The sequence below is a fragment of the Pseudomonas sp. GM84 genome (assembly GCF_000282535.1).
In the GTDB taxonomy this organism is placed as follows: domain Bacteria; phylum Pseudomonadota; class Gammaproteobacteria; order Pseudomonadales; family Pseudomonadaceae; genus Aquipseudomonas.
In genome coordinates, this window is the sequence record NZ_AKJC01000136.1 from 25,888 (window position 1) to 38,761 (window position 12,874).

Consider the following 12,874-nt stretch of genomic DNA (forward strand, 5'->3'; position numbering starts at 1 on the left):
TGTCTGCACAGAGACTGTCGCCATGGCTACGCAAACCGCAATCGTGTTCGCTGGTGGCGGCAGTCTGGGAGCGGTGCAGGTCGGTATGTTGAGGGCCTTGGTCGAGGCCAATGTTCAATTCGACAGGGTGATTGGCGCTTCGGTAGGCGCTATCAACGGTGCCTATTTTGCGGCACGCCCCGACGCCCAGGGTGTCGAGACGTTGGCCGAATTCTGGCGAGGGCTGAGTCGAACCGACATCTTCCCCCTGTCTTGGCTCGATACCTGTAGAGGGCTGATCAGCCGACGCGGTTTTCTGCTGCAGCCGGAAGCGTTGCACCGATTGCTGGGTCAGGCGCTGCCTATTCATCGCATCGAGGATGCGCAACTGCCCCTGCATATCGTCACCACCAATCTGCTCAGTGGTGCCGAGACCGTTCTATCCAGTGGCGAACTTGAGCAAGCGTTACTGGCCAGTGCTGCCATCCCGCTGGTGTTCCCTTGCGTACAGATCGGCGACCAGTTTCTGGTGGATGGCGCCGTGGCCAGCAATACGCCGATTTCGACTGCTGTAGCACTAGGCGCCAGCAACGTCGTGGTCATCCCCACCGGGATCAGCTGCGCCCTGACACGGCCGCCGAGAGGGCTGGTTGCCCTGGCCCTGCACACCGTCAACTTGATGAGCATGCGGCAGCTGGTGAGTGACATCGAACACTTTTGCACGCGCACCAACCTGCACATCGTGCCGCCCCTGTGCCCTGTGGATGTCTCCGTGTTCAACTTCGAGCAGACCGAATCACTGCTGGAGCGTGCCTATCAGCAGACGCTTCGATGGCTGGAGCACGGCGGGCTTGAACGAACCAAGGTGCCGGGTGCCCTCACCATTCACTCTCATGCCCATGAGCACTGAATGAGGTACTTCAGCGCAGGACGCTATAGATCTCGGAGACAATCTGCATCGTTGCGTCTTCTATCGTTCCTTCATTTCGGCATAACACCCAGCCATGTTCTGCAACCGCTCGCTCGAACGCCTGGGTACTCGCAACTTGTTCTTCCAGCTTGTACATCACGGTACTGCTCAGCCCACGCGTGCGTGACGCTGCCCTCGCCCATGAAATTTCCGGGTCGGTTACAACCCCGACATGCAGGTCTGGCACGCGCACGTTTCGATCCATGTTCAACTGCAGGATCTCTGCAAACGGAAGCAGCCGGCGAAATGCGGCATCAGAGGGGTACCAGCGATCAATCAGGATGATGCTATCGACTGGCTGTTTAGGCAGCACATGCTGGGAAATCCAGGCACGGCTATCAGCAAAGCGCTCACAAACCCCCAACTCCAGCTCCCGGCGGGGATGTCTGACGAGTTGATTGACCAGGGCCATGGTTTCACCCCTGAAGGGATCGCTTTTTTTCTCGCAAAGCCGGATCACTTTCTTGTTGTCTGCCCTCAGTGCTGCCGTAACGGCCTCCAAAAGCGTGGTCTTGCCGGTGCCCTTGGGCCCATCTAGCGAAATAAACAGCGGACGATTCATTCTTCAAAATACGATTGAGAGTTGAAAACCAGCGTTTCGCGGGAAGCGGGCTTACCGAGGTACCGGACCGCCCGCTCCTGCTGGTGCGGCGTTAGCGCCCGAGCATGACTGTTTTCAGTCGCGTCTGAGCCTGCTGGACGGTTTGGGCCTGGGTGTTCAGGTCCGCCAGCATAGCATTGAGCTCGGCCTGAACCTTGGGATCCGACACCTTCACGATCGGCCCGTTGATTTCGATCTTGGCCTTGTTCGCTTCCACGTAGTCGGCGATTTTCAGGCTGCTGTCGAGGGTGCCATTGATCTGCGGCAGCACCTCCAGGAAGGTATCAGCCGGTACGCTGACGGTGCGTTCAAAGGCCTTGTCGTAGACCACCTTGAGGTCTTCTGGCTGCTTGAGCTGGGCGTGAGCCGTGTCGGCCTTGGCCTTCTGCTCCTGCAGCTGGCTGCCCATGTCGTTCAGGCCGGTCTGCACCGCCTTGATGTCGTCACGGCGCGCGGTCACATCGTTCAGCGAGCGCACCGCGCCTTTTTGCATCAGGTTGCCCAACGGTTTGACAGCTGCATCCATCGCGCCGTTGAAGTTGGTGATGACCGCATAGTGATCGCTGTAGGGACCGAACGCCTGGGTCTCGTCCGTGGTCAGCTTGGGCACGTGTACGCCTGGCTTGTCGACGATACGGGTCTGCAGGAATTCGCTGAAGGCAGCGCGTTGCTTGGGTTCATTGTCGCCGCAGGCAGCGAGGGCGAGAGGCAGTGCAAGGGCAAGCAGCCACTTGGGGCGGAACGAGACGTTCATGTCGGTGAATCTCCTGAGGGTAAAGTAAGCACCACCCGGCACTGAGCGCGGCGTGGCGCGACAAGAATAGTGCTTTATGCCAACGGGTCCAACAATCTCCAGCATGCCGATGGCGGCTCGACTCCCTCAAACCCCTGCCCACTCTCGCATGCGGCGCCAATGGAGAACATTTGTACTCCAGCCTCCTCGGTGGTCCTGATACCTAATTCCTGCGCAGGCTTTCCATCGGCAGGCGCCGGGTTGAAGCCCACGACAACCCGTGGCATCGCGCGATTCTGGATTGCTATCCAGGCGGGCAGGAACGCACAACTGATCGAATAATGTTTGGTGTACAGCCCGCCAAGCGTGCTTTGAGCAGCGACGCAAGCCTGGGCGACCCCAAGCCCTGAGTCAGACCCTGTCCCCTCGGACGGTCGGACGTTTCCTATTTACCTGCGATGCCCCCTCCATTGAGCCTTGTACCACGCGCCTTGCTCTGCACCCGTCTGCGGTTGAGCCGGCGCCCTTTTGCCAATGGAAAGCTGAGCCCTGCCGTGCAGGGTGATGCGTAGAGAGGAAAATAGAGTGGCTATCGGATACTTGATTCGTGTAGGTGACAAAACCACCTGCGGAGGCACTGTGCAGGAAGGCACCGCCCACTTCACACTGGATGGCGCGCCTTTGGCCCGCGAAGGGGATCGGGTTACATGTGGAAAGGACGGCAAAGCCTATTCGATCGCGGGAGGCGTCCAGCACTTCATGCTGGATACCCTCGCAGCAGGTAGCTTGGACAGTGTCAGCACCTGTCCGTGTGGAGCTCGACTGATCAACTCGTCGTTTGGCATAAGTTACAGGTCGGACAATGGCGCCTCCTGGGCATCGCCCGCCTCCGCACCTGACGTCGCGGCGAGGCCGCTTGCCGCTCGCCCTTCGTGGGGCGCGCCGCCCACGTCCGCCACGAACAGCTTGCTTGAAGAGGAGGAGGAAGAAGAGGCGCTGGAGCACGCAGGCATCGTGCTGCGACTCGGGCTGTTCTTCGACGGCACCGGTAACAACCAGGCCAACAGTGCCGCTACCGAGGGCTGCTATGCGGTCAATCTGGGAATGTCGCACGAGGTCGGTGAAGATATTCGGCAGTATTGCGCCTCCTTCGGTTATGACGGCAAAGGCAACACGCCGGACAACAGCTACGGCAATGGGCCCACCAATGTTGCGCGCCTTCATGGCCTTTATCCGGATCAGACTGAGGAGCGGCTATCGCCAGAGGCCGACGAGGCTTATATACCGGTATACATCGAAGGCATCGGCACCCGCAGCGGCCTGAGTGACACGCTTTACAGCCAGGCAAGCGGCAAGGGGGAAGCTGGTGTAGTGGCACGGGTTGAGCAGATGCCCGCACTGGCTTTGAAGCAATTACGTTTGTTTCAAAATGCCAACCCTGGCCTGATGATACGTCGGATCGAGATTGACCTGTTCGGCTTCAGCCGGGGCGCGGCTGCGGCCAGGCACTGTGCCAATGACCTGCTAAAGGAGGCGGACAGTCTGCTGGCCCGCGCGATGCCCGTTGGAACTCCGGGCTTTATCGATACCTTCGCCTGGCGTCACCGCAGTGACTTTGCCCTCAACTTCATTGGGCTCTACGACACCGTGGCAGGTATCGTCTCCCTGCGTGACGGCGACTTCAGCCCCCACAATGCCAAAAACCCTGGGCTTAATCTGCGGCTCACATCCGGCATGGCTCGCCAGGTAGTGCACCTGGTTGCCCGCGACGAGCATCGTCACAACTTCTCCCTCACCAAGACGGTACAAGACATCCAATTGCCTGGCTGCCATTCGGACATCGGTGGCGGCTATCTACCTTTGGCCCGCGAGAAACTGCTGCTGAGCAAGCCGGACAGCAGTCTCGAGCACGGCTCGCTCGCTAATGAGCGAAGCACCGCTTATGCGCGCACCAAGCAACGTTATTATCAGGAGGCCCCCCACTGGCTCACACTCGTGCCCCCCGAAGGTCTCGATATCGTCACCTGGTCGGTGCCTACCCAGCACCGGACGCCGAACACACAGGCGGAAAAACGCGTGTACGCTGCCATCGCCAGCGAGCGAGAAGTACGTGGCCATCTGTCCTTGGTGTATTTGCATATCATGCGCGAGATTGCGGTGCGAGCCGGGGTGGCATTTGAAGAAATCAACGACCGCCATCCGCATTTTTCTCTACCTACCGAGCTACAACCCATCGCCGCCAAACTCCAGGCCTTTGCCCTGCGCGAGGCTTACACACCACTGACCGCTGAGGAAAATGCGCTGCTGCGCCGTCGCTACATCCACCTTTCGGCGAACTGGAATGCGGCCAGGGGGTTGAACAACAGTGCCCTGGATGCCTTGTTCATCAACCGACCGGCCAATGGCCGGCGACGCCAGGAGCATCCCAATGAATAAGGTTCGCGCCGCCCTCTGTTTGGGGCTAATGCTCTGCTTCGCCGGCTGTGCCAACGGCGTGCCAAGACTACCCTACGATGCATGGTGGCTGGGACTGTTTGCCCCCAACTACATGGAAGTGTGGATCGAAACTGCCGATGCGGTGGACGTACACGATCGTGTGTTCCGCGAGGTCATGAGTGGGATTCCCGCGATCCAGACCCCCAAGAATCTTAAAGGCAATCCAAGAGGCTGGCCTGAACGGCCCGGGGCCGGGAAAAGCAAGCGGATACTCGGCGCCGACCTGCCCCGCCTGCTCTATGTACGCTGGCAGTCGCTGGTCGAACCGCAGACCTACGAGGTTTATATCGTTATCCCCGAGGTCACCCGGCAGGTGATGTTGAAAAGCGAAAAGACCTATTGCGCATTTGATGGTAAATGGATCACCGACTATCGCGATGTGCTGACAGTCGGCCTTGCACCCGGTGGCATCGCCAGGGTCTGGCTCATGGGTGCATGCCTCTCCCCGATCGATGTAGCCCGGGTACAGGGCGAGGTGGTGAAGGAAGGCCCCTACTTGGGCAAGGCAAGCGGCTATTACCGATCGCCGAAGGCGCCATCCCAAGCTTACATCGACAAATTCGGGGTGCCTTATGGTTCCTGGTGAACTTCGCGCCGCCATCTGCTTGGCTCTGCTGCTCTGCTTGGTCGGCTGTGCCAACGGTGCGCCAAGGCTACCCAATGATGCCTGGTGGCTGGGATTGTTTGCCCCCAACTACATGGAAGTATGGATCGAAACTGCCGATGCGGTGGACGTGCAGGATCGTGTGTTCCGCGAGATCATGAGTGGGATTCCCGCGATCCAGACCCCCAAGTATCTTAAAGGCAATCCAAGAGGCTGGCCTGAGCGGCCCGGGGCCGGAAAAAGTAAGCGGGTACTCGGTGCCGACCTGCCCCGCCTGCTCTATGTACGCTGGCAGTCGCTTGTCGAGCCGCAGACCTACGAGGTTTATATCGTCATCCCCGAGGTCACCCGGCAGGCGATGTTGAAGGGAAAAAAGACGTTTTGCCAAGCCGACGCTAAGTGGATCACCGGCTATCGCGATGGGCTGACAGTCGGCCTTGCGCCCGGCGGCATCGCCAGGGTCTGGCTCGTGGGTGCTTGCCTCTCCCCGATCGACGTAGCCCGGGTGCAGGGCGAGGTGGTGAAGGAAGGCCCCTACTTAGGCAAGGCACGCGGCTATTACCGACCTCCGAAGGCACCATCCCAAGCCTAATCGACAAGTTCGGGGTTCCTTATGGTTCATGGTGAACTTCGCGCCGTCATCTGCTTGGCAGTGCTGCTCTGGTTGACCGGCTGTGCCTACGGCGCCCCCCGGCTACCCTACGACTCGTGGCGGTTGGGTCTGTTTGCCCCCAACTACATGGAAGTATGGATCGAGACTGCCGATGCGGTGGACGTGAAGAATCATGTGTTCCGCGGGGCTATGAGCGGAGTTGCCGCGATCAATACTCCCAAAAATCTAAAAGGTGATCCACGAGGCTGGCCAGAGCGCCCCGGGGCAGGAAAAGGCAAGCAGGTCCTCGGCGCCGACCTGCCCCGCCTGCTCTATGTGCGCTGGCAATCACTGGTCGAGCCGCAAACCTACGACGCCTATATCGTGATTCCCGAGGCTACCAGAGGAGCCATGCTGAAGGGTGAAAATACATTTTGCGCTTTCGATGGCAAATGGATCACCGGCTATCGCAATGTGCTGACTGTCGGCCTCGCGCCCGGTGGCATCGCCAGGGTCTGGCTCATGGGTGCTTGCCTCTCCCCGATCGACGTAGCTCGAGTGCAGGGCGAGGTGGTGAAGGAAGGCCCCTACTTAGGCAAGGCCAGCGGCTATTACCGCCTCCCGAACGCGCCATCCCAAGCCTACATCGACAAGTTCGGCATCCCTTATGGTTCCTGGTGAGCTGCGACGCTCAGCTCTCAATGAAGCGCGAGCAGCCATGGCGAATTGATCGAGTGAAGGCAACTGAACGCAAAAGGCCCCGCTGCGTGGGCGGGGCCTTTTGCATCAGCTAGCCACCCGCCTCAGCGACTGGTCGGCATGGTGAACTCCGCACCTTTGGCGATGGCCTGCGGCCAACGCTGCATGAGGCTTTTCTGCTTGGCGTAGAACTGCACACCCTCCTCACCTTAGAAGCCACCTCCAAGCACGATTTTCAGACGCCCCCGCCAGGTGCGCTTCTGCCTTGTTCCGGACAAATTCACTAATGTGTCAACAATCATGTTGCATTTAGTGACATTTACTTTTAGATTTCGCCTCGTAGTGCGAATGTGTCAACAATAACGAAATCAAAAAGGTTTTCAGGCGCAGGGTTTTCTCGGTGCTACCTCGGGTGGTCACCCTCGGAAACCGGAACCTTGCACCTGTTTTATCCAGGTAACGGCCCTCCGTTACCTCACCTCGCGTGCCCACAGCCAAGCGCGCTACCTGCAGGAGATTACCGTGCTCCAAGCCTATGACCGTCACGTCCAAGAGCGCGCCGAGGAAGGCCTGCCGCCCCTCGCGCTGAACGCCGAACAAACCGCAGGCCTGGTCGAGCTGCTGAAAAACCCGCCGGCCGGCCAAGAGGCCTTCCTCGTAGACCTGATCACCAACCGCGTTCCACCAGGCGTGGACGAAGCTGCCTACGTCAAGGCCGCCTTCCTGTCCGCCATCGCCAAGGGCGAAGCCCAGTCGCCGCTGATCGACCGCCAGCACGCCACCGAGCTGCTGGGCACCATGCAAGGCGGCTACAACATCGAGACGCTGGTCGCGCTGCTGGATGACGCCGAACTGGGCGCCGTCGCGGCCGAACAGCTCAAGCACACCCTGCTGATGTTCGACGCCTTCCACGATGTGGTTGAAAAAGCCAAGGCTGGCAACGCCCACGCCAAGGCCGTGCTGGACGCCTGGGCTGCCGGCGAGTGGTTCACCTCGCGTCCGGCCATCGCCGAGAAGTACACCCTGACCGTGTTCAAGGTGCCTGGCGAAACCAACACCGACGACCTGTCGCCTGCTCCGGACGCCTGGTCGCGCCCTGACATCCCGCTGCACGCCCTGGCCATGCTGAAAATGGCCCGTGACGGCATCGAGCCACAGCAGCCAGGTTCGGTTGGCCCGCTGGCCCAGATCGAAGCGGTCAAGGCCAAAGGCTTCCCGGTCGCCTACGTCGGTGACGTGGTCGGTACCGGTTCCTCGCGTAAATCCGCCACCAACTCGGTGCTGTGGTTCTTCGGCGACGACATCCCTTACGTGCCGAACAAGCGCGCCGGTGGCTTCTGCTTCGGCACCAAGATCGCCCCGATCTTCTACAACACCATGGAAGACGCCGGCGCCCTGCCGATCGAATTCGACTGCACCAACCTGGCCATGGGCGACGTCATCGACGTTTACCCGTTCAAAGGTGAAGTGCGCCGTCACGGCAGCGACGAACTGGTCACCAGCTTCCAGCTGAAAACCGAAGTGCTGCTCGACGAAGTCCGCGCTGGCGGCCGTATCCCGCTGATCGTCGGCCGTGGCCTGACCGAAAAAGCCCGTGCCGAACTGGGCCTGGGCGCTTCGGACCTGTTCAAGAAGCCAGAGCAGCCTGCCGACAGCGGCAAGGGCTTCACCCTGGCGCAGAAGATGGTCGGCCGTGCATGCGGTCTGCCAGAAGGCCAGGGCGTGCGCCCAGGTGCCTACTGCGAGCCGAAGATGACCACCGTCGGTTCCCAGGACACCACTGGCCCGATGACCCGCGACGAGCTGAAAGACCTGGCGTGCCTGGGCTTCTCCGCTGACCTGGTCATGCAGTCGTTCTGCCACACCGCGGCCTATCCGAAGCCGATCGACGTCAACACCCACCACACCCTGCCAGACTTCATCCGCACCCGTGGCGGCGTGTCGCTGCGTCCAGGCGACGGCATCATCCACAGCTGGCTGAACCGCATGCTGATGCCTGACACCGTGGGTACCGGTGGCGACTCGCACACCCGCTTCCCGATCGGCATCTCGTTCCCGGCAGGTTCGGGCCTGGTGGCCTTCGCCGCCGCCACCGGCGTCATGCCGCTGGACATGCCAGAGTCGATCCTGGTGCGCTTCAAGGGCAAGCTGCAGCCTGGTATCACCCTGCGTGACCTGGTTCATGCCATCCCTTACTACGCCATCCAGAAGGGCCTGCTGACCGTCGAGAAGAAGGGCAAGAAGAACGCCTTCTCCGGCCGCATCCTGGAAATCGAAGGCCTGGACGAACTGACCGTCGAGCAAGCCTTCGAGCTGTCCGACGCCTCGGCCGAGCGTTCCGCTGCAGGTTGCACCATCAAGCTGCCAGAGAAGGCCATCGCCGAGTACCTGACCTCCAACATCACCCTGCTGCGCTGGATGATCGGCGAAGGCTACGGCGATGCCCGTACCCTGGAGCGTCGCGCCCAGGCCATGGAAGCCTGGCTGGCCAAGCCTGAGCTGCTGTCGGCCGACGCCGATGCCGAGTACGCCGAAATCATCGAAATCGACCTGGCCGACGTCAAGGAGCCTGTGCTCTGCGCGCCGAACGACCCGGACGACGCCCGCCTGCTGTCTTCGGTACAGGGCGAGAAGATCGACGAAGTGTTCATCGGTTCGTGCATGACCAACATTGGCCACTTCCGCGCCGCCGGCAAGCTGCTGGACAAGGTCAAGGGTGGCATTCCGACCCGTCTGTGGCTGGCTCCGCCAACCAAGATGGACGCTCACCAGCTGACCGAAGAAGGCTACTACGGCATCTACGGCAAGGCCGGTGCGCGCATGGAAATGCCAGGCTGCTCGCTGTGCATGGGTAACCAGGCACGTGTGCAGACCGGTTCGACCGTGGTCTCCACTTCGACCCGTAACTTCCCGAACCGTCTGGGCGACGCTACCAACGTGTACCTGGCATCGGCCGAGCTGGCTGCTGTCGCCTCGATCATCGGTAAGCTGCCGACCGTCGAAGAGTACATGCAGTACGCCAAGGACATCGACAGCATGGCTGCCGACGTCTACCGCTACCTGAGCTTCGACCAGATCGCCGAGTTCCGCGAAGCGGCAGCCAACGCCAAGATCCCAGTGGTCCAGGCGTAAGCTGAGTTGTAGGTTGTAAAGAAAGCCCCGGCAGAGATGCCGGGGCTTTTTTGTGTGCCTGTACTGGCCCTATCGCCGGCAAGCCGGCTCCCACGCCGACCGCGTAGTGCACGAAACCTGTGGGAGCCGGCTTGCCGGCGATAGGGCCAGTCCAGACAATTCAAATCACGAACAAGTCGACAAACCTGTGTACCGCCGTGTCCTCCAGCTTCTGCTGATCCTTGCACAGCGCAAAAATCGCCTCACACCGCTGCCGCGCAAAGCGCGTCGCCAGGTTCTCCCTGAACTTCGCCTCCAGCAACGGTATGCCCTCCTCCCGCCGACGCCGGTGCCCGAGCGGATACTCCACCACCACCTGCTCGGTGCTACTGCCATCCTTGAAGAACACCTGCAACGCATTGGCAATCGAACGCTTGCCCGGCTCCAGGTATTCGCGACTGAAACGCGGGTCTTCGACCACCTCCATCTTCTCGCGCAGCCGGTCGATACTCGGATGTGCGGCGTGGAAAGCGTCCTCGTAATCCTCGGCCTCCAGACGCCCGAAGATCAGCGGCACCGCCACCATGTACTGCAGGCAGTGGTCGCGGTCGGCGGCATTGGCCAGCGGGCCGACCTTGGAGATGATGCGGATCGCCGACTCCTGGGTGGTGATCACGATACGGTCGATCTCATGCAGGCGATTGCGCACCTGGCGGTGCAAGGTGAGCGCCGCCTCGCAGGCGGTCTGGGCGTGAAACTCGGCAGGGAAGCTGATCTTGAACAGTACGTTTTCCATCACGTAGCTGGCCAGAGGCTGCGGCAGGGTCAACTCATGCTTGCCGGCCGGCTTGAGTGCCAGGTCCTTGTTGGTGTGGCTGAACGACACGTCATAGAAACCCCACTGCGGCGCCGTCAGTACGCCAGGCACCCCCATCTCGCCGCGCAGCGCGATATCGGCCAGGCGCACACCGCGGCTGGAGGCGTCGCCTGCGGCCCATGACTTGCGCGAGCCGGCGTTGGGCGCATGGCGATAGGTACGCAGCGCCTGGCCGTCGACGAAGGCATGGGACAACGCCGAGAGCAGTTGCTCGCGGTTGGCGCCCATCAGCTTGGCGCACACGGCCGTGGACGCCACCTTGACCAGTATCACGTGGTCCAGGCCGACGCGATTGAACGCGTTCTCCAGCGCCAGTACACCCTGAATCTCGTGGGCCATGACCATGGTTTCGAGCACTTCACGCATCATCAGCGGGGCTTCGCCATTGGCCACGTGCTTTTGCGACAGGTGATCGGCCACCGCCAGGATGCCACCGAGGTTGTCCGAGGGATGACCCCACTCGGCCGCCAGCCAGGTGTCGTTGTAGTCCAGCCAGCGCACGGTGCAGCCGATGTCCCAGGCCGCCTTGACCGGGTCCAGGCGGTAGGCGGTGCCGGGGACCCGGGCGCCGTTGGGGACGACGGTGCCTTCGACCAAAGGGCCGAGGTGCTTGGTGCATTCGGGGAAGCGCAGGGCCAGCAGGCCGCAGCCCAGGGTGTCCATGAGGCAGTTGCGTGCGGTGTCCAGGGCCTCTGGGGATTCGACCTGGTAGGTGAGGACGTAGTCGGCGAGGGTTTGCAGCACCCGGTCGTAGTCCGGGCGGTCGTTGAGGTCCACGTTGGCGCTCATTTTCAGCTCCTGTGAATGGGGGCTGCTCTGCAGCCCATCGCTGGCAAGCCAGCTCCCACAGGGATCGCACCGTCCTTGAGGCAGGTGCTGTACCTGTGGGAGCTGGCTTGCCAGCGATGGGCCGCAAAGCGGCCCCAGTCATCGAAAGCCGAGCGCCAGTAGTGCGTTAGAAGCAGTCGCCAGGTACGCGCACCCAGCCTTCCATCAGCACGCGAGCACTGCGGCTCATGATTGCCTTGGTCACCGTCCACTCGCCGTTCACCTGACGCGCCTCGGCGCCCACCCGCAACGTGCCGGACGGATGTCCGAAACGCACGGCACTGCGCTCGCCCCCGCCCGCGGCGAGGTTGACCAGCGTGCCCGGAATGGCAGCAGCGGTACCGATGGCCACCGCAGCGGTGCCCATCATTGCGTGGTGCAGCTTGCCCATGGACAACGCACGCACCAGCAGGTCGATGTCACTCGCCGCGACAGCCTTGCCACTGGAGGCAGTGTAGGTGCTTGGCGGCGCAACGAAAGCGACCTTCGGCGTGTGTTGACGCCCGGCAGCCTGGTCGACGTGCTCGATCAGGCCCATGCGCACGGCGCCGTAGGCGCGGATCGTTTCGAAACGGGTCAGTGCCTGGGGATCACCGTTGATCGCTTCCTGCAGCTCGGTGCCGGTGTAACCGATATCGGCGGCATTGACGAAGATGGTCGGGATACCGGCGTTGATCAGGGTGGCCTTGAAGCAGCCGACGCCAGGCACTTCCAGGTCATCCACCAGGTTGCCGGTGGGGAACATGGCGCCGCCGTCACCGTCTTCGTCGGCGGCAGGGTCAAGGAATTCGAGCTGCACTTCGGCTGCCGGGAAGGTGACACCGTCGAGCTCGAAATCGCCGGTTTCCTGCACTTCACCTTCAGTGATCGGCACGTGGGCGATGATGGTCTTGCCAATGTTGGCCTGCCAGATGCGCACGGTGGCCACGCCATTGCGCGGGACACGGGCTGGGTCGACCAGGCCGCTGCTGACGGCGAACGAGCCGACGGCGGCGGAAAGGTTGCCGCAGTTGCCGCTCCAGTCGACGAAGGCCTTGTCGATGGAGACTTGACCGAACAGGTAGTCCACATCGTGCTCGGGCTTGATGCTGGACGAGAGAATCACGGTCTTGCTGGTGCTCGAGGTAGCACCGCCCATGCCGTCGATCTGCTTGCCGTAGGGGTCGGGGCTGCCGATCACCCGCAGCAGCAACGCGTCACGGGCCGGGCCAGGGACCTGGGCGGCTTCGGGCAGGTCTTGCAGGCGGAAGAACACGCCCTTGCTGGTGCCGCCACGGATGTAGGTGGCGGGGACTTTTATTTGTGGAGCATGTGCCATTGGTTATCTGTCCTGTATGAATATGCAATAACCCTTGGGCCGCTGCGCGCCCCATTCGCGGGACAA

The 12,874-nt window shown here is 61.6% G+C and carries 10 protein-coding genes; 6 read left to right on the forward strand and 4 right to left on the reverse strand.

The genetic code is table 11. From position 1 onward, the window contains the following. The first annotated feature begins 22 nt into the window (after window positions 1-22). Complete coding sequence (locus PMI38_RS12290) at window positions 23-889, forward strand: patatin-like phospholipase family protein (protein WP_008094321.1); 867 nt, start codon at window positions 23-25, stop codon at window positions 887-889. Between the two features lie 10 nt (window positions 890-899). Here the strand turns inward: PMI38_RS12290 and PMI38_RS12295 are convergent, their stop codons facing one another. After that, window positions 900-1,511 carry a dTMP kinase gene (locus PMI38_RS12295; protein WP_008094322.1) on the reverse strand — a complete coding sequence of 204 codons (612 nt, stop codon included), beginning with the start codon at window positions 1,509-1,511 and terminating at the stop codon, window positions 900-902. A gap of 91 nt (window positions 1,512-1,602) precedes the next feature. After that, entirely contained in the window at window positions 1,603-2,304 is a 702-nt protein-coding gene (locus PMI38_RS12300) for a DUF3053 domain-containing protein (protein ID WP_008094323.1), read from the reverse strand. Window positions 2,305-2,868: 564 nt separating this feature from the next. On the opposite strand from PMI38_RS12300, the gene PMI38_RS12305 reads away from it, so the two are divergent. The 5 genes from PMI38_RS12305 (at window position 2,869) to acnB (ending at window position 9,806) form a co-directional block, all read left to right on the forward strand. Continuing rightward, the gene (locus PMI38_RS12305; protein WP_050548590.1) at window positions 2,869-4,719 is read left to right on the forward strand and encodes a PAAR domain-containing protein; all 1,851 of its coding nucleotides are present in this window, start codon (window positions 2,869-2,871) and stop codon (window positions 4,717-4,719) included. Next, a complete protein-coding gene (locus PMI38_RS12310) occupies window positions 4,712-5,365 on the forward strand; it encodes a DUF2931 family protein (protein WP_008094326.1) in 654 nt (217 codons plus the stop codon). The genes PMI38_RS12305 and PMI38_RS12310 overlap by 8 nt, the downstream gene beginning before the upstream one ends. Beyond that, window positions 5,352-5,975, forward strand: coding sequence for a DUF2931 family protein (locus PMI38_RS12315; protein ID WP_008094327.1), 624 nt, complete (start codon window positions 5,352-5,354; stop codon window positions 5,973-5,975). Before PMI38_RS12310 ends, PMI38_RS12315 begins: the two co-directional genes overlap by 14 nt. Window positions 5,976-5,996: 21 nt before the next feature. Beyond that, window positions 5,997-6,656 (forward strand): DUF2931 family protein, encoded by a 660-nt coding sequence (locus tag PMI38_RS12320; RefSeq protein ID WP_008094329.1) that lies wholly within the window; start codon window positions 5,997-5,999, stop codon window positions 6,654-6,656. 540 nt (window positions 6,657-7,196) lie between these two features. Continuing rightward, window positions 7,197-9,806, forward strand: a complete 2,610-nt coding sequence (gene acnB / locus PMI38_RS12325) for a bifunctional aconitate hydratase 2/2-methylisocitrate dehydratase (RefSeq protein WP_008094331.1) — start codon at window positions 7,197-7,199, stop codon at window positions 9,804-9,806. Between the two features lie 160 nt (window positions 9,807-9,966). Here the strand turns inward: acnB and prpD are convergent, their stop codons facing one another. Then, entirely contained in the window at window positions 9,967-11,451 is a 1,485-nt protein-coding gene (gene prpD / locus PMI38_RS12330) for a 2-methylcitrate dehydratase (protein ID WP_008094334.1), read from the reverse strand. Window positions 11,452-11,617: 166 nt separating this feature from the next. Further along, window positions 11,618-12,808, reverse strand: coding sequence for a 2-methylaconitate cis-trans isomerase PrpF (gene prpF, locus PMI38_RS12335; RefSeq protein WP_008094336.1), 1,191 nt, complete (start codon window positions 12,806-12,808; stop codon window positions 11,618-11,620). Window positions 12,809-12,874: the final 66 nt, after the last annotated feature.

Excerpts from the sequence above, each read along its gene's own strand:
- PMI38_RS12290 (WP_008094321.1), top strand. The coding sequence starts at position 23 with ATGGCTACGCAAACCGCAATCGTGTTCGCTGGTGGCGGCAGTCTGGGA.
- PMI38_RS12300 (WP_008094323.1), bottom strand. The coding sequence starts at position 2,304 with ATGAACGTCTCGTTCCGCCCCAAGTGGCTGCTTGCCCTTGCACTGCCT.
- PMI38_RS12320 (WP_008094329.1), top strand. The coding sequence starts at position 5,997 with ATGGTTCATGGTGAACTTCGCGCCGTCATCTGCTTGGCAGTGCTGCTC.
- PMI38_RS12295 (WP_008094322.1), bottom strand. The coding sequence starts at position 1,511 with ATGAATCGTCCGCTGTTTATTTCGCTAGATGGGCCCAAGGGCACCGGC.
- PMI38_RS12315 (WP_008094327.1), top strand. The coding sequence starts at position 5,352 with ATGGTTCCTGGTGAACTTCGCGCCGCCATCTGCTTGGCTCTGCTGCTC.
- prpD (WP_008094334.1), bottom strand. The coding sequence starts at position 11,451 with ATGAGCGCCAACGTGGACCTCAACGACCGCCCGGACTACGACCGGGTG.
- prpF (WP_008094336.1), bottom strand. The coding sequence starts at position 12,808 with ATGGCACATGCTCCACAAATAAAAGTCCCCGCCACCTACATCCGTGGC.
- PMI38_RS12310 (WP_008094326.1), top strand. The coding sequence starts at position 4,712 with ATGAATAAGGTTCGCGCCGCCCTCTGTTTGGGGCTAATGCTCTGCTTC.